This is a genomic window from Desulfitobacterium dichloroeliminans LMG P-21439, assembly GCF_000243135.2.
GTDB classification, from domain to species: Bacteria; Bacillota; Desulfitobacteriia; order Desulfitobacteriales; family Desulfitobacteriaceae; genus Desulfitobacterium; species Desulfitobacterium dichloroeliminans.
On the sequence record NC_019903.1, the window covers coordinates 23,825 to 40,393 of the forward strand.

Genomic DNA, 16,569 nt, shown 5'->3' on the forward strand with positions numbered 1-16,569 from the left:
GGTTTTTTCAAAGGAGACAGGCCACGAACTATGGCTCTGCCTCCTTTTCATTGCTGTCGTTTCATCACCGAGCATTGTTCGATGTATAAGGGGAAAGCTTTCCGCGGACAATAAGCAAATAAGGAGGGGGGTGCTTCTATTGTCGAAAAGCTTTTTCACCATGATCAAGGAGCTGACTCAACGCCCTTATAAGAAAGAGATTCGCAAAGTTGAAGGAATTCCCATCGATAAAGAATGGGAAAAACCTATCTCTTTTACTCGAATCAAAGAAGATTTGTCCAGAAGCAGTGATATTGTCTTTCGTAATTTCATTTTGCGTGGAAAAGAGGAGATACCCTGCGTTCTTGGTGTCGTCGATGGTTTGGTGGATAAGCATTTATTGGACTCTTATGTGCTACGGGTAATTATGGTGGATGCCATTAATGATCCGGCTTTTCGTGCCATAACTATGGACACTATCCATGATCGTCTTTTGGAGCTCTTTACCCCAGCCAATGAGGTAAAGAAGGTTAGTCGCATGGGAGAGGCAATTGATGCCATGCTATCCGGGGATGCGGTGCTTTTCATCGAAGAGAGCCAAGAAGCTCTTGTGATCAGTGCCCGGGGCTGGGAAAATCGAGGAGTTACTGCACCTCAGAATGAATCCTCCATCCGAGGACCAAAAGAGGGATTTAACGAGACTCTACGTACTAATACTTCCTTACTGCGACGGCGGATTAAACATCCCTCGCTGCGTCTGGTCTCCATGAAAATCGGCGACCTTTCCAAGACAGATGTGGTGATTGCTTACATAGAAAATGTAGCGAGAGCTGATGTGGTTGCGGAAGTATTGCGGCGCATAGGGCGCATTCAAATCAACGGTGTGATTTCAGGGGATATTCTCGAGGAACTCATCGAGGATCATCCTTATTCCCCTTTTCCGCAGGTCTATAATACGGAGCGGCCGGATATCGTTGCTTCTGACCTATTAGAGGGGCGCGTGGCCATTATAGTGGATGGGACACCTTCCGTACTCATTGTGCCGGTAACTATGGCAAAGTTTATGCAAGTCAATGAAGATTATTATGAGAGAGCGATGATTGTTGTTCTTATTCGTTCCGTTCGATATTGGGGAGCATTTATCGCGGTGCTGGCTCCAAGTCTGTATATTGCTGTAACCACCTTTCACCAAGAGCTAATTCCTACCTCTTTGGCCTTGAGTATTTCTGCTGGTAGGGATGCTGTGCCTTTTTCTGCCCTCGGGGAGGCCTTGTTAATGTTGCTAGCCTTGGAAATTCTTCAGGAGGCGGGGTTACGGTTGCCCAAGCCGATTGGTCAAACCATCGGTATCGTTGGGGCCCTCATCATTGGTGATGCTGCTGTTAAAGCGAGCTTAATCAGCCCTATTATGGTCATTGTGATTGGACTGACCGCTGTGTCCAGTTATACGATTCCTTCCTATGATTTGGCGATGGGGATACGGTTAATTCGCCTCCCCTTGATGATATTAGCGGGTACTATGGGCTTTTTTGGCTTAGGTGTTGGGCTTTATCTCGTTCTTATTCATGTACTGGGCTTACGTTCCTTTGGGACACCGTATCTCAGCCCGATTGCGCCTCTACGGATCCGGGCCTTTTTGCAGGACACCTTTGTCAGGGCTCCTTGGTGGGCCTCCCGTAAAATTCCGGAGTTAGTGGATACCCATGACCCAAAGTCAGGGGGAAAGAAATAAGTGGAGCGAATATCTACCCATCAATTTACAGTTTTAAGTGCAGCAATTATTTTGGGGACAACCTTCATGAATTCGGGTGCAATTGTTTCAGGTGCGGCAGGACGAGATGGCTGGTTGGCAATCCTGCCAGGATTTGCACTGGGAATTCCCTTTGTATTTATGGTCTTTTCTCTGATTCCAAAGTTTCCTAATAAAAATCTAATCGAGATAACAGAACAAGTTCTAGGGAAATGGCTAGGGAAAGGGATTGGACTTTTGCAAGTTCTTATTGCCTTTTACTTTGGCGCCTTATTAATGGGCCAAGGGTTGGATATGTACTCGCGAACCGTTCTACCCCTAATGTCTCATTATGTACTGGTTTTTGGAACATTTATTGTGGTAGCGTATCTTTATGTCAGTGGAATTGAAGTGTTAAGCCGCTTTTCAGAAGTGGTTTTTCCTATCACCTTCTTTTCGTTACTTTTTATAGCTGCTTTTAGCATACAGCGCTTTGAGAGAGGTGAGCTTTTCCCTATCCTCGACAATGGTATTAAGCCTTTGGCCTTAGCTAGTTGGAAAGTAGCGCCTTGGCCTATGGAATACTTACTATTCCTCGCAGGACTTTTACCCTTTTTGCCTCGTAAAGCCAAGGACTTAAAGGTGTTAAAGAAGAATGCCCTCAAAGCGTTTGTGTTGGTCATCGCCATCAGTACAATCATGGTCATTGTTCAGATTATGACTTTCGGGCCCTTCGAAACGGCGCGCCTGACCTACGGGCTTTTAGTTTTGGGCAATATGATAGAGATCTCACGAACTGTAGCTGGAGTCGAGGCCATCTTTACTCTAATTTGGATGGGGGTCTTGACTCTAAAAGTGGCAGCTATGTTCTTCGTAGTAGCCTGGGGATTACGAAGTGTTTTTAAATTGAAAGGCCGTAAAGTAATTGGCTTTGTGGGACTTATGTATGTTTTTATCCCGTTATACTCCGTCAGAGGAATGAATGTGGTAGTGGAAATAGAGTTGCTAGATGGCTACTTTATGCTCCCATTTATGATGACATGGGTGGTTGTGGTATGGGGGGTGGATCGATGGAAACGTCGCAAGAAAAGTTCCTAATGCATCGCTTCCCGATTGTAATTCTGCTCATAACTTGTCTCGTGCTTATGGGGGGTTGCGGAGGGAAGCGTGAAGTGGATGAGCTAGCCTTTGTGTTAGGTATGGGAATCGATTTAGGAAAGGAAGAAGGAACCTATCTAATTACCATGCAGATGGCCCAACCCAAGCCCAGCGGTGGGGGTGGAGCAGCTGAACTCGAAAATCGAACGATCAGTATGGAAGCGCCCAGCCTTGCCATCATGGTAGAGAGGGTGGCTGAGACGTTTAATAAATACCCCTTCGCTGGAACGGCGCGAGTAATCGTTCTCGGTGAAGAGCTCTCTAAATCAGGTATTAATGAGACCTTAGACTTTTTTCAACGTTTTTATGAATTTCGGAGATCTATCTATCTCTTGGTCGCTAAAGGCGATGCTAAGGATCTTCTAGAGACTGAGCTGCGCACAAAAAAGATTCCTTCCCATAACTTGATTAGCACCATCGAAAGTCAGAAAAGGCAATCGGCCTTCCCTACTACCCGCCTGGGACACTACCTGACAATTTTGGGTAGGGAAAGCCAAAATCCCATCATACCCACTGTGGAAAAGGTAAAATCTGGGGACAAGGATCTTTACCTTCCCAATGATGAAGGGGAAGAGCTATTAATTCACAAATCCTGTGTGTTTGAAGACGGCAAATTGGTCGCCACCCTCAATGACCAAGAGACGAACGGTTTTTTGTGGTTGGATGATGAGATCTATAGCCGTTATTTATATAAGAAGGATGAAAATGGTATAGGGATAACTGCCTGGGTCTTAAACTCAAAAACAAAGTATAAAATCGAAGAAATCGACGGGAAAATGGGGATCACCTTCAAAATCAAAGCCCGAGTCGCGATCAATGAAATCAGTGGAAAACACGAAGAGATGGATACTAAAAAATGGAGAGATTTTATGGAGAGTTTGGGCCCCATTTTAGAACAAGCGATTCAAGAAGAATGTGAAGCCGCAGTAGCTAAAAACAGGGAGTTAGGATTGGACTTTATCGGGATTGGCCGAAAAATAGAGATCAAAGAGCCCAAGTACTGGAAACAGGTGAAGAGTACTTGGCCCCACTGCGTCTCAGATACCCCGGTTGCTTATAGCATTGAAGTGAGTATCGAACATTCAGGATTGGCTCGAAATTCTCCGGTAAGCCCTCAAAAAAGCGAATCAAAAGAAGGGAGCAAAACCCCCCAGTAGTGATTCTATGGAAAAATTATGATATAATGATGAGTATTACCTAAGTTTCTATAGTGTATATCCTCACGGAGGAAGAAAATGTGTTGCATCTAAGCGGTAAAATGCTTCAGTACCAAAAGCAGGGGATGATTTCGTTTCATACACCTGGGCATAAAGGGAAAGAAGAATTCTTCAAGGATTTGCATTTTCCTGAGCAGGACCTTACAGAGCTCCCGGGATTGGATATGCTGCACTCTCCTCAAGGGGTGATTGATGAAGCCCAAAAGCGAGCGGCAGAAGTATACCAAAGCGATTCCAGTTTTTTCCTGGTCAATGGAGCCACGGTGGGAAATCAGGGGATGCTCATGACCTTAGCCAGTATTGGGATGCAAGAAGTTGGTCTGGTACAAGCTAAGGTTTTGGTGGAGAGACAGTCCCATCGTTCGGTGATGTCTGGGTTAGTTTTATCCGGATTAGAGCCTGAATATATTCCCGGTATCATCCATCCGGAGTTCAGGTTGCCCTTGGGACTAATGCCGGTGGATGTAGCTATGGACGAGGTTCTGGGGATTCATCTAACCTATCCTAGTTATTATGGTTCATTGCCGGATTTGGGTAAGATCATTGCCCAGAGAGATGAAAAGGCCCCCCGGAAAAGGATTCTCGTGGATCAGGCTCATGGTGCTCATTACTTGAACCCTCTATTCCCTCCAGGAGCCTTAGAGCTTGGGGCGGATATGGTCTTACATAGTACCCATAAAACCTTAAGTGCTTTAACCCAAGGGGCTATGCTTCATGTAAAGGGACCGCGGATAACCCTATCTGCAGTCAAGAGAGCCCTTGAACTACTGCAATCCTCCAGCCCGAGTTACTTACTGATGGCGTCCTTGGAGAGGGCGGTAGAATATGCTTTAGATAGTACGCGTTGGGAGCGACTTTATGAAGCGGTTCAGGAATTACATGATTGCGTCGGGGGGAGTTTACGACTTTTAAACCCGCGGGATATTGGGACGTACGGGATTACACAACTGGATTGGTCGAAGATCCTTGTGAATACTCGGGAACTGGGAATTTCGGCTCAGGCTTGCGTGGAGCACTTACGTAAGAATTATGGTATTGATCCAGAGCTGTGGGACGAAGAAAATATTTTGTTTTTATTGGGGATTGGCAATACTCCTGAAGAGATTAAGATACTTACAGAAGGTTTATTGAGTTTAGAAGAACTTAGAAAGAAAATCACCCTAGGGGAAGGCTGCCTACTTAAGCAAGGACAAGCCGAGGACCCCACCCTATTAATAGGGGAAATGCCCTTACCAACCAGGAGACTCACTCCACGCCAAGCTTATTTTGCCAAGAAACGTCAAATCCCCCTGCGGGACAGCGTGGGCAAGATACTAGGTGAAAGTATTTCTCCTTACCCACCGGGGATTCCCTTGATTGTCATGGGGGAAGAGATGAATTGTGATATCTTAGAGCTCCTGACCAGACACCAAGGACGGTGGCAGGGCTGGGAAGATAGTGGCCGAGGGGTCTGGGTTATTGAGGAGGTTTAACGTGAACGTTGCACTTCAGCTCGTCGAAAAAGCAGCTCAGGAAGGGCGGCTGGCTCACCTGCTTCTTTTTCATGGTGGGAGTGCTCCTGAGCGACGCCAAGCGGGTTTAGCGATTGCCCAGAGATTGAACTGTACTTCCAATCAGGAGGGGGAAGTGCCTTGTCAGCATTGCACCTCTTGTAGGAAGATCATTTCCGGGAATCACCCGGATGTCGAGGTTATGAAGCCCGCCAAGCTTTCCCTAGGAATAGAACAGGTTTTAGCTTGGCAGGAGCGAGTATACCGCAAACATTATGAGGGTAGATATAAAGTATTTATCCTGGAAGAAGTTGATAAGTTAACGATTCCAGCGGCTAATGCCTTGTTAAAGGTTATTGAGGAGCCCCCGGAAAGGACGTTGATTATTCTCAGCGCCCAAAATGCCGAAGTCCTCTTACCGACCATCCAAAGTAGGGCTCAGGCTGTTTATTTCCCAGTACGTGGGGAGAGGGAATGGCTAGAATCACTTGATGAATCTATCGATGCTCAAGAGGCCAAAGAGGCATTTCAAATGGGCAGCCAAAATCCTGAATTAGCCTATGGGATTTTGGCAGTAGGGGTAGAAAAGGCCAGGGAATGGGTCCGTGGATTTCAGCAGGCCATAGAGGAGCGGGATTTTCTCCAGCTGTTTCCCCTCTTTTCTGGTAATAAAGCCATTGAAAAAAAAGAAACTGAAATTTATCTTCAGATCTTAGCCATGAGGTTAGGACGTCAAAAGGAAGTCAATCCCCGGGCTATTTTAGCCGTGGGGAAGGCGATAGAGCAGATCCAAAGGCAGGGTAATCCCCGCTTGGTTATGGAGGGATTAGCCCTAGAATTATTCCGTGAGGAGGGAATCTGAGTGGTTGAGGTCGTGGGGGTTCGCTTTAAGCGAGCAGGTAAAATATATTATTTTTCCACTGGAGATTTGGCCTTGAGTGCCAATGACAAAGTGATTGTGGAAACGGCTCGGGGAGTTGAGTATGGGGAGAGCGTTATGGCACCCCGCCAGGTGTCTGAAGAAGAAGTAGTTATGCCTTTAAAGCCAGTGATTCGCAAGGCTACACCTGAAGATGAACTGATTGTTCAGGCTAATGACATCAAGGAGAAGGAAGCCTTTGACGTTTGCTTAAAGAAGATTACAGAGCATCAGCTACCTATGAAACTAGTGGATGTGGAGTATACTTTTGACGGGAATAAGATTATTTTTTCTTTCACTGCTGAAGGGCGGGTGGATTTTCGGGAGCTTGTCAAGGATCTGGCTTCGGTCTTCCGGACGCGCATTGAACTTCGTCAGATCGGTGTTCGAGATGAGGCTAAAATGCTGGGGGGCATCGGTTCCTGCGGTAGAGTCTTATGCTGCTCTAGCTTTCTAGGGGATTTTGAACCCGTATCCATTCGAATGGCTAAGGATCAAAAGCTTTCCTTGAATCCAACCAAGATTTCGGGAATTTGTGGACGACTCATGTGTTGCCTTAAATATGAGAGTGGAGATTACGATGAATTAAAAAGAGCGGCTCAGGGTAGGGAACGCTGTGGGAAGCATTGCCAGAAGGGCGATGAAGAGGTTATTGGACTGGACGATGATGTTCTTAAGTTAGAAGAGGAGAATAAGCCGGAACGGGGACCTGCTGTACCGGTTGGTGGTAAAGGCCGTCAAGAAGGACGCTATAAGAAAGGGGAAAAGTACAAAGGAAAGAGTGAGAAAGTATGAGTCAATTGACCCAGGCCTTAACAGAAGTGGAGGAGAAACTAAACTCCTTGATTGAAGAAGTGCAGCGTTTGCGGCCTTATGTGACAAGCCTGGAAGAAGAAAATGCCAGGTTGAAGCGAGAGCTTTGTTCCCTGCCGGAGCAGGAGACAGAGCGGGTGATCGCTAATGCTGAGCGGATACAGGGTGTTGCTCATGACAACTTGGAGCGGCTTTATAGTGAAGGGTTCCATGTCTGCCATTTGCATTTTGGGCAGCCTTTAGAAGAGGGAGATTGTCTCTTCTGCATGGGCTTCCTACGCAAAGATTAGTGAGATTGGAGCGGTTCTTTTGGCAACGGTTCAAGGGGGAACCCTTTATATCTGTGCAACTCCCATTGGAAATTTGGGGGATATCACCTTAAGAGCTTTAGAGGTACTGAAGAGTGTAGACCTCATTGCAGCGGAGGATACCCGTCATTCTCGAAAATTATTGGATCATTACGGCATCACTACCCCCCTGACCAGTTATCATGAACATAATGAAAAAGGAAAGGCCTTAGAACTGGTCAAGCGCTTAGAGCAAGGAGCGACTATTGCGTTGATTTCTGATGCTGGAATGCCGGGGATATCGGACCCGGGTCAAGAGATCATTCAGCTTTGTTTAGCAAGGGGACTTTCCTTGGATGTATTACCGGGGGCCAATGCGGGGCTTACTGCTCTGTTACTCTCAGGTATGCCTAATGACCATTTTTTATTCCATGGTTTTTTGCCCTCTCAATCTAGTGCTCGCAAGAAAGAATTGCAAAATTATGCGCAGCTGCCCTTCACGCAGATTTTTTATGAAGCTCCACATCGCTTGTTAGCAACCTTGGGGGATATCCTCATGGTTTTTGGTGAGCGGGAGGCTGCTGTGGTGAGAGAAATCACCAAGCTCCATCAAAATGTGCATAAGGGGAATTTAAGCGCGCTCATTGAGGAGTTTCAAACCAACAGCCCTCGAGGAGAGATCTGTTTATTGATCGCACCCTATATTCCCACTTTGCCGGTCGGTGGGGCAGAGGAATGGAGTGAGGAAGTGGAAGGTCTTAAAGAGCAGGGAATGAAGCCCAATGAGGCGATGAAAGAGGTTGCGCAAAAGTATGGGGTAAGCAAGCGCGAAATCTATCAGGCAGTTCTTAAGTATAAAAATAGCTAAAGAAAAGGACGACAAACTTGGCAGGTGCCCTAGTTGCGTTATACTATCAACCGATACAACTGATGGATTTCTGATAGGTATAAAAAAATAGAAGGCTTGATGCCTTCTATATGTAGATTATTCTTTTTTGGGTGGGAATGGCTTCTAATTAAGTGCCAGTGTTGTATTAAACAGCTTCAGATTGGCCAGAGGCGGCTTCGCCCATAGCGGCCGCGCATTCGCGACAAACATTTTTGCCACGGAATACTTGAATATCTGCAGCATTATTACAAAACACACATGCAGGCTCATATTTTTTGAGAATGATTTTCTCTTGATCAACATAGATCTCTAGAGCGTCTTTTTCGTCGATTCCCAGGGTTCTACGCAGTTCGATAGGTAATACAACACGACCTAATTCGTCTACTTTTCTTACAATTCCGGTTGATTTCATCATAAGTCCTCCTCGATCTTACATCTTTCGACACAATGCAACAACCTTATGATACCAATCATACCATTTAAAGTCAACGGATTTTTTCAAGTAAAATGGAATTTTTTTCAGCTAATATTATCATGCTAAAGAGAATGATTTTTTATTATATGATATAAAAGTGATAAAATAGGGGAAACGTCTAGAAGAGAGGATGGTCCAACTTGAAATATTATATTACGACACCGATTTTTTACCCCAATGCCAGCCCCCACATTGGGACTGCCTATACCACTGTAGCTGCCGATACCTTTGCTCGTTATCATCGCCTCAAAGGGGATGATGTATATTTCCTAACGGGTACCGATGAGAACGCTCAGAAGATTGTCCGGTCAGCGGAAAGCAAGGGCTTAGAACCGAGAGTCTATGTGGATGGAATTGTGGAGCGGTTTAAGGCCTTGTGGGATGAGTTGGATATTTCCTATGATGACTTTATCCGGACGACGGAAGAACGCCACCATCGGGTGGTGCAGAAGATTTTTACGAAGCTCTATGAGCAAGGGGATATCTATAAATCGGAGTATGAAGGCTGGTACTGCACTCCTTGTGAGACCTTCTGGACAGAAAACAAGCTGGTTGATGGGAAATGTCCTAACCCCGATTGCGGGCGTGAGGTTGAGCTGCTCAAGGAAGAAAGTTATTTCTTCAGGCTTTCTAAATATCAAGATGCCCTTTTGCAATACATTAAGAACAACCCGGATTTCATTCAGCCTTCATCTCGCCGCAATGAGATGATTAAATTTATCGAAGGGGGTTTAGAGGATCTTTGTGTATCCCGTACAACCTTCCAATGGGGGATTCAAGTTCCCTTTAACCCGAAGCATGTAGTCTATGTCTGGTTAGATGCGCTCATTAACTATATCTCCGCTTTGGATTATCCGGATGGGGATTTGTATAAACGCTATTGGCCTGCTGAAGTGCACTTAATGGGGAAGGATATCGTCCGTTTCCATGCGGTGATTTGGCCAATTATTTTGATGGCTTTAGATATTCCTTTACCCAAGCTTGTCTATGGTCACGGCTGGTATCTAAGTAAAGAAGGGGGTAAAATCTCCAAGTCACGGGGTAATGTTCAGGACTCCTTCGAGCTAATTAGGCGTTATGGGTCAGATGCCATCCGTTATTTTCTCCTGCGCGATATGCAGGCCGGAGCTGATGGTGCGTATTCAGAAGATAATTTAGTAGAGCGGTTAAATAGTGATTTAGCCAATGACTTAGGAAATTTTGTTTCGCGAAGTTTGGCGATGATCGTGAAATACCGTGGTGGTGTTATTCCTAAGGGCGGGTCCTCAACGAACTTGGAAGAGGAACTGGTCGCCTTGAGTCAAGAAGTTATTGTTAAGCTGGAGGAGCGATTAGAGGCTCATGATCCGGCGGGTGCCTTAGAAAACCTCTGGCGCCTAGTCGCTCGCCTAAATAAATATGTGGATGAAACAGCACCGTGGACCCTCGCAAAACAGGAAGATCAACAAGCTCGCTTAGATACGGTTCTCCATACCTTCGCTGAGGCTATTCGCATCCTCGGTATTCTCTGTTCTCCCTTTATGCCCAAGCTGACTCCAAAGATGTTTCAGCAGTTAGGAATCTCTGAGGATTTGCTCCTTTGGGAAGAGGCCCAGTGTTGGGATGCCTTAGGAGAAGGGATTCAGGTGGCAAGAGGAGAAGCCTTATTCCCAAGAATTGATGTGTCACAATTTACAGTTGAAGAGGAGAAAATAGCAGTGAATGAAGTGAATGTAAATAAAAATGCTGAAGAGTCTGTTAAAATGGTTCCATCCGAGGGAGTTGTACCAGAGAAAGAAGATTTTGAGCCAATTAAAGAGGAAGTCTCTATCGATGACTTTGCGAAATTAGATTTTCGTGTGGCTAAAGTTCTTCATGCTGAAAAAGTTGAGAAAACCGATAAGCTCTTAAAGCTTGAAATCGAAGTAGCGGGAAAACCTCGAACCATCGTCTCTGGAATTGCCCAACATTATGCGCCGGAAGATCTAGTAGGTAAGCATGTGGTGATTGTGGCCAACCTAAAACCAGCTAAACTAAGGGGAATTCTGTCTGAAGGGATGATTCTGGCGGCTTCCCATGAAGGTATCTTGGAAGTGCTAACCTTGGACAAAGATATTCCTGGGGGAGCGAGAGTTAAATGATTTGGGACACGCATGCCCATTTGGACGATCCTCGCTTTGAGGGAGACTTCCAGCAGATTCTTGAAAATATGAGGCTAGCGCAAATCACTCGAGTTACGAATGTGGGTTTCGATTTACCCTCCTCCGAACGGTCAGTACGCCTTGCCCACCAGCATGAATCCATATATGCGGCCATTGGAGTTCATCCACATGATGCCCAAGGGGCTACTGACGCTACCTGGGAACGTCTCAGCCAATTGGCTCAAGAAGATAAGGTGATTGCCTGGGGGGAGATCGGGCTGGATTACTATCGTGATTTATCCCCCCGTAAGATTCAGCAAGAGGTGTTTATTCACCAGATTGAACTGGCTGACCAAGCGGGGCTTCCCATCATTATTCATAATCGGGATGCCCATCAAGATCTCTTAAACATCGTGAAAGCCCACAACCCTAAAAAGGGAGGGGTGTTCCATTGTTATTCGGGATCTTGGGAAATGGCTAAAATCCTCCTAAAGCTGGGATTTTATCTTTCCTTTGCCGGCCCCCTTACCTTTAAGAATAATCGGAATACGGTAGAGGTGGCCAAGCAAGTCCCACTCGACCGTTTCCTAGTGGAGACAGATTCGCCCTACTTGACTCCGGAGCCTTATCGAGGCAAGCGGAACGAGCCTGCCCGGGTTCGGGAAGTGGTTGCCCGGTTGGGGGAGATACGGGGCATGGAGATTGACGAAGTTGCTCAGTTGGCCTTTGAAAATGGGAATAGGTTGTTTGGGTTATAGGCCTTTGCAACGATGAATAAAGGGTAGCTACAAGGACTCCAGTTCTGCAATGTGGGACTGGGTGTTCTTTTTTTTATGCCTCTAACATACCTTTTTAGCGGGGGGGAATAGTATGTATTCATTACCTATAGCTACCTATACCGATTATTGGCGTTCCGCAAAGAATCGTAGTTTGACTATGGGTGGAACCTTGGTTTTAGCCGGGAGTACTTTGATGGCTGTGCCGCCTGATACTTTTCCGGAGAAAATTGAGTGGAGGTTACCGATATTAGAGTTCGAGGATGTAGCATTGACCACGCAGAGGCCAGCCATCCCGATTGAAGAAGGGATATCAGGGATTGAAAGCTCTACCATCGATAGTGCTAATGCTGTGCCGGCCTTTCCTAGTATTAACGGGCAGGTGGCTATGACCTATCGGATTGAAGATGTGGAGATTCCTATGGGTACAGAATATATTGAGTCAGATAAAATTCTGCCGGGAAACTCCCAGATAAGTGAAGAAGGTCAAGTAGGCATTGAACGCCACGTTATACGCACCACAACTGTAGGAGGTGAGCTGACTGATGAACAAATGATTCATCAGTTTACTCTTAATGCTCCGAAGAAGAGAGTTGTCATCCAAAACACAAAACCGGTTGTACCCCTTCCGGTAGATTTAAGCCAGTTTAATGTTGTAAATACTTTTGAAGTAGAGGCTACCGCCTATACCTATACAGGTAATCCGACAGCAACGGGAGTTTGGCCCAGAGAGGGTCTAATTGCGGTGGACCCACGAATCATTGCCTTGGGGACTGAAGTCTATGTGGAAGGATATGGGTACGCCATTGCAGCTGACACGGGAGGAGCTATTAAGGGCAACATCATCGATGTTTTTTTTCCCAGCTTTCAGCGCTGTATCGAATGGGGGAGAAGACCGGTAACCATCCACATTCTGGCAAATAAATAACAGGAAATAGAAATGATGTAATATATATCCATAATTTATTGACATGTTGCGATGTTTAGGTTAAAATCCCAATGTAGGTCAGAGTTATATTGGAGGGATGAGATGTTAGAGAAGACACGAACTTCGGTCTTTTCCTTAGTTCGTAGCTCCCGTAAAGCCCAAATCTCCGTTACATTACTGACTGTAGCTTTCATCGTAGCATCAGTATTTTTATTGAAAGCCGAGACGATTACCGTTGAAATCGATGGAGGAAAACAAAGCCTCACAACCCTCCATTCGTCAGTTGGTAAAGCTCTTGAGCGTTCAAAGCTTGGTATCTATCCAGAGGATATTGTGGAACCGAATCGCGATACATTAGTTAGCAAAGGACTCGAGGTTAAAATCACGCGAAGTATTCCAATCGAGCTAACAGTTGACGGGCAGCTGTATTCTGTAAGAACAACGGCACCCACCGTGGGTGCATCATTAGAGGATTTGTCGAATCGTTTAGGGTTGAATCTCAAAGTAACGGATGAGGTTAATATCGATCGTGAATCTATTATGGTAGCCGATGCCAAACTAGAAGTTCGTCGGGCAGTACCGATTAAAGTCCAAGTCGATGCTCAAGAAATTGATACATACTTGGCGCCTCGTACAGTTGAAGAGGCCTTAGAAAAACTTGAGATCGTATTAGGTGAAAAAGATAAGGTATCCCTTCCCATGAACCATGTATTAGAGGCAGAGGATGAGATCCGAGTGGTTCGGGTAGAGGAAAAAGTGGAAACGATTAAGAGCGAGGTCCCCTTTCAGACCGTTGCTCAGACGGCGGATTTTCCAGTAGGATTGCCCGACCGCATTGTGACAAGAGGGGCAAGCGGTGAACATGAGCAGGTGGTAAAGATCACTCTCGAAGATGGTAAAGAGGTTTCGCGACAAGTATTGAGACAGGAAGTTTTACGGGCTCCTGTCACTCAAGTGGTTTCCCGTGGATCTCAGACGAAAGTTTCTCGTGGTGGTCAAACCTTTGAATTTAAAAGAGCTTATTTAATGAGAGCAACCGCCTATTCTGGAGGTGGCATAACAGCCACAGGTCATAATGTTCGCTATGGGGTAATCGCTGTTGACCCGCGAGTAATTCCTTTAGGCACAGAAGTTTATGTTGAAGGATATGGTGAGGCAACTGCACTGGACACCGGTGGTGCGATTAAAGGGAACCGGGTTGATTTATATATGAATACGGAGGCGGCAGCCTGGACTTGGGGTGTTCGTTCCGTTGTGGTTTATGTAAAGTAGGATTATTTTATGTAAGCCATGGATTTAAATGAAAGTGACCTACATTACTTTCATGGTACATCGACAAGAAGACTATGGAAATAAAGGAAAATGAGGTTCTCCAAATCATGGAGGGCCTCATTTTTTTACTGCTTCCATCATATCTTGGTAAAGAATGCAGTAAACATAGAGAATGCAAAGAGCTTTGCTGACGAATGAAAGAATCGAGGGGTGAGCAAAATGCGTAAACCCGTAGTGATTCCTGGCAAACGAACCCAGGGCATGGCGATAATTATCGTGATTACTCTTATGCTTGGCTTAGTCATATCAGTATTCCATCAGGGATCTGCGGCAGTGCTTGGTCCACAGGAGACAAAGTATAAGGTTGTGTTGGATGCCGGACACGGCGGTTATGATCCGGGTGCCATTACCAAGCAAGGGGTCTATGAAAAAGAAATTAACCTAGAAATGGCTAAGCGGATTAAGGAACTGCTTGGACCTGCAGGAATCGAGATAACCCTGACTCGAGAAGAGGATATCGATTATGTTCCTGAAGGGGTACGGGGTAGACAGTCAAAAAAACAAGCTGATCTTAATCATCGTATTTCTCTTGCCACTAAAGCGGAGGCGGACGCGTTGATCAGCTTACACTTGAATGCCACGCCCTCGGGAAAAAATACAGGCGCGGAGACCTTTTATCATTTTCAATCCGAACCGGGCAAAATGCTGGCCGAGACCATTCAGCAAGAGCTTATTAAAGTCCCGGGGATGAATCGTCGCATTGCCAAACCGGGAGAGTTTTATCTAATTAAGAATTCTCCGATGCCGGCAGTGATTGTGGAATTAGGGTATATCAGTAATCCGAAAGAGTTTGCTAAGCTACAGCAACCTTGGTATCAGGATCAGTTGGCACAAGCCGTTGCAAAAGGGGTGGCTAATTATTTTGGCTTGCCTTAAGTGGAAAAAGTGAAAAAGGAGTCAGATCAATTTTCATGTATGCCAATTTTCCTGGATAATATCAATTGGATAGCAGAATATAGAGGTAGAAATGAAAATTAAGTGCCTTGATATGATGAACTGATGGTTTAGATAGAAGTAATAGTATAAAAAGGATAGACTTTTTGTGCTTTTTTGGGATTTAAGTCAAGCTAATGTAAAATAGTGGATTCGCATTCTTGCCATCCTTATACATAAGGAGAATTGAAGAGGGGACAATAAAGTCAGGTGACCGAATCAAGATGAAGGAGTTGATTTCTGAATGAAGCGGTTTCTGACTTTAAATTTAATTGCTGTTTTGGTTATGAGTCTTAGCTTAGTGGGGTGTAATACGGCCCAACAGCAAAACACCCAAGCCCCTAATCAGATCGCTACGGAAAGTGGTGAGCCACCAAAAGCTGAGGCAGAGACTCGTAAGGATGTTCTTGGGGAGGAAAAACGCGTTGTCATGGGATTCTATACGGATCCTGAAGGTGAAATTCCCGGTTCAAAAGAAGCTATGATGAAGAACATCAAATTACTTGATGAGGTCTCCTTCTTTTGGTATTCTTTTGATGCCAACGGAAAGATTATGACCACGGGGAAGAAAGATTTAAGTATCAAAGAAGCAGCTCAGAAAAATGGAGCAAAAGCTTATGCTTTAATCCATAACATGCGCGGTGGCCTTTTTGATGCTAATCTGGCTCACAGTGTATTTGCCAATCCTCAGACGCGTTCCAAGTTCGTCAACAACATTCTTCAACTGACCCTGAATGAAAAATGGGATGGTGTGGCTATCGATATCGAAAAAACCCCCCCAGCCGACCGCAAAAACTTCATAGCCTTTTTAGGTGAGCTCCATGGTGTCTTAAAAGCAAAAGACAAAGTACTCAACGTTTCCATTCCTGCTAAGTTTATTGATTATCCATCCGACCTATGGTCTGGAGCTTATGACTATGCATCAATCGGTAAAAACGCAGACCAAATCGTCTTGATGACCTATGATGAGCATGGACTGGGAACAAGTCATGGACCGATTTCTTCTCATGCCTGGGTAAATAAAGTTATCTCCTATGCGGTAACGAAAATCCCTAGAGAGAAGATTGTCTTAGGACTTCCTGTCTACTCCTTCGACTGGGGGTCCAACAAACCGACCATGCCTGATTACTTATCCTTTGGACAAAGCATGGCTCGTGCAAAGAAACATGGAGTACAGGTAGGGTATGACGATGAGCATAAGGTTCCTTGGTATACTTACACGGCTAATGGTGTACGTCATGAGGTATATTTCGAGAACAAACAGAGCTTACAACCGAAGATGGAATATGCTAGAGAGCATAAGCTACATGGCGTAGCAATCTGGAGATTAGGCATGGAAGATCCCGCCATCTGGGATAGCCTAATTAAGACCTACGGCACCAATAAAAATAAGAAGTAAAGCAAATTCAGATGGGGAGCAGGAGTTAAAGCCTGTTCCCCATCTTTGTTGTAAAAACATTAGTATTTGTGAAATCGCCTGACATAGGGTAATATAGAAAAGCTGTGGATAATACGGGAAAATTG

At 45.3% G+C, this 16,569-nt stretch carries 15 protein-coding genes; 14 read left to right on the plus strand and 1 reads right to left on the minus strand.

Annotated elements, in window-relative coordinates; all coding sequences use genetic code 11:
- Positions 1-160: 160 nt before the first annotated feature.
- The 8 genes from DESDI_RS00120 (at position 161) to rsmI (ending at position 8,460) form a co-directional block, all read left to right on the plus strand.
- Positions 161-1,711 (plus strand): spore germination protein, encoded by a 1,551-nt coding sequence (locus DESDI_RS00120; protein ID WP_172635919.1) that lies wholly within the window; start codon positions 161-163, stop codon positions 1,709-1,711.
- Positions 1,712-2,806 carry a GerAB/ArcD/ProY family transporter gene (locus DESDI_RS00125; RefSeq protein ID WP_015260607.1) on the plus strand — a complete coding sequence of 365 codons (1,095 nt, stop codon included), beginning with the start codon at positions 1,712-1,714 and terminating at the stop codon, positions 2,804-2,806.
- Positions 2,779-4,023, plus strand: a complete 1,245-nt coding sequence (locus DESDI_RS00130) for a Ger(x)C family spore germination protein (protein WP_041219168.1) — start codon at positions 2,779-2,781, stop codon at positions 4,021-4,023. Before DESDI_RS00125 ends, DESDI_RS00130 begins: the two co-directional genes overlap by 28 nt.
- Before the next feature lie 80 nt (positions 4,024-4,103).
- A complete protein-coding gene (locus tag DESDI_RS00135; protein WP_015260609.1) occupies positions 4,104-5,555 on the plus strand; it encodes an aminotransferase class I/II-fold pyridoxal phosphate-dependent enzyme in 1,452 nt (483 codons plus the stop codon).
- A 1-nt stretch (position 5,556) separates the two neighbouring features.
- Positions 5,557-6,435: a DNA polymerase III subunit delta' gene (locus DESDI_RS00140; RefSeq protein WP_015260610.1), complete on the plus strand. Its 879-nt coding sequence runs from the start codon at positions 5,557-5,559 to the stop codon at positions 6,433-6,435.
- On the plus strand, positions 6,436-7,287 hold the full coding sequence (locus tag DESDI_RS00145) for a PSP1 domain-containing protein (RefSeq protein ID WP_015260611.1): 852 nt from the start codon (positions 6,436-6,438) through the stop codon (positions 7,285-7,287).
- A complete protein-coding gene (locus DESDI_RS00150; RefSeq protein WP_015260612.1) occupies positions 7,284-7,595 on the plus strand; it encodes an initiation-control protein YabA in 312 nt (103 codons plus the stop codon). The genes DESDI_RS00145 and DESDI_RS00150 overlap by 4 nt, the downstream gene beginning before the upstream one ends.
- A 19-nt stretch (positions 7,596-7,614) precedes the next feature.
- Complete coding sequence (gene rsmI, locus DESDI_RS00155; RefSeq protein ID WP_015260613.1) at positions 7,615-8,460, plus strand: 16S rRNA (cytidine(1402)-2'-O)-methyltransferase; 846 nt, start codon at positions 7,615-7,617, stop codon at positions 8,458-8,460.
- 166 nt (positions 8,461-8,626) lie between these two features.
- Here the strand turns inward: rsmI and DESDI_RS00160 are convergent, their stop codons facing one another.
- Positions 8,627-8,893, minus strand: coding sequence for an AbrB/MazE/SpoVT family DNA-binding domain-containing protein (locus DESDI_RS00160; RefSeq protein ID WP_015260614.1), 267 nt, complete (start codon positions 8,891-8,893; stop codon positions 8,627-8,629).
- Positions 8,894-9,096: 203 nt separating this feature from the next.
- Here DESDI_RS00160 and metG point away from each other — a divergent pair, with 203 nt between their 5' ends.
- The 6 genes from metG to DESDI_RS00190 all read left to right on the plus strand — a co-directional run bounded on the left by metG (position 9,097) and on the right by DESDI_RS00190 (position 16,444).
- Complete coding sequence (metG, locus tag DESDI_RS00165) at positions 9,097-11,076, plus strand: methionine--tRNA ligase (protein ID WP_015260615.1); 1,980 nt, start codon at positions 9,097-9,099, stop codon at positions 11,074-11,076.
- Positions 11,073-11,834: a TatD family hydrolase gene (locus DESDI_RS00170; RefSeq protein ID WP_015260616.1), complete on the plus strand. Its 762-nt coding sequence runs from the start codon at positions 11,073-11,075 to the stop codon at positions 11,832-11,834. The genes metG and DESDI_RS00170 overlap by 4 nt, the downstream gene beginning before the upstream one ends.
- Before the next feature lie 112 nt (positions 11,835-11,946).
- Positions 11,947-12,780, plus strand: a complete 834-nt coding sequence (locus tag DESDI_RS00175) for a G5 and 3D domain-containing protein (protein WP_015260617.1) — start codon at positions 11,947-11,949, stop codon at positions 12,778-12,780.
- A gap of 102 nt (positions 12,781-12,882) precedes the next feature.
- On the plus strand, positions 12,883-14,052 hold the full coding sequence (locus DESDI_RS00180) for a 3D domain-containing protein (RefSeq protein ID WP_015260618.1): 1,170 nt from the start codon (positions 12,883-12,885) through the stop codon (positions 14,050-14,052).
- Between the two features lie 219 nt (positions 14,053-14,271).
- Positions 14,272-14,988, plus strand: a complete 717-nt coding sequence (locus DESDI_RS00185) for an N-acetylmuramoyl-L-alanine amidase family protein (RefSeq protein WP_015260619.1) — start codon at positions 14,272-14,274, stop codon at positions 14,986-14,988.
- 301 nt (positions 14,989-15,289) lie between these two features.
- The gene (locus DESDI_RS00190; RefSeq protein ID WP_015260620.1) at positions 15,290-16,444 is read left to right on the plus strand and encodes a glycosyl hydrolase family 18 protein; all 1,155 of its coding nucleotides are present in this window, start codon (positions 15,290-15,292) and stop codon (positions 16,442-16,444) included.
- The last annotated feature ends 125 nt before the right edge of the window (positions 16,445-16,569 follow it).

Excerpts from the sequence above, each read along its gene's own strand:
- DESDI_RS00120 (WP_172635919.1), top strand. The coding sequence starts at position 161 with ATGATCAAGGAGCTGACTCAACGCCCTTATAAGAAAGAGATTCGCAAA.
- DESDI_RS00130 (WP_041219168.1), top strand. The coding sequence starts at position 2,779 with ATGGAAACGTCGCAAGAAAAGTTCCTAATGCATCGCTTCCCGATTGTA.
- DESDI_RS00150 (WP_015260612.1), top strand. The coding sequence starts at position 7,284 with ATGAGTCAATTGACCCAGGCCTTAACAGAAGTGGAGGAGAAACTAAAC.
- DESDI_RS00160 (WP_015260614.1), bottom strand. The coding sequence starts at position 8,893 with ATGAAATCAACCGGAATTGTAAGAAAAGTAGACGAATTAGGTCGTGTT.
- DESDI_RS00170 (WP_015260616.1), top strand. The coding sequence starts at position 11,073 with ATGATTTGGGACACGCATGCCCATTTGGACGATCCTCGCTTTGAGGGA.
- DESDI_RS00175 (WP_015260617.1), top strand. The coding sequence starts at position 11,947 with ATGTATTCATTACCTATAGCTACCTATACCGATTATTGGCGTTCCGCA.
- DESDI_RS00180 (WP_015260618.1), top strand. The coding sequence starts at position 12,883 with ATGTTAGAGAAGACACGAACTTCGGTCTTTTCCTTAGTTCGTAGCTCC.
- DESDI_RS00185 (WP_015260619.1), top strand. The coding sequence starts at position 14,272 with ATGCGTAAACCCGTAGTGATTCCTGGCAAACGAACCCAGGGCATGGCG.
- DESDI_RS00190 (WP_015260620.1), top strand. The coding sequence starts at position 15,290 with ATGAAGCGGTTTCTGACTTTAAATTTAATTGCTGTTTTGGTTATGAGT.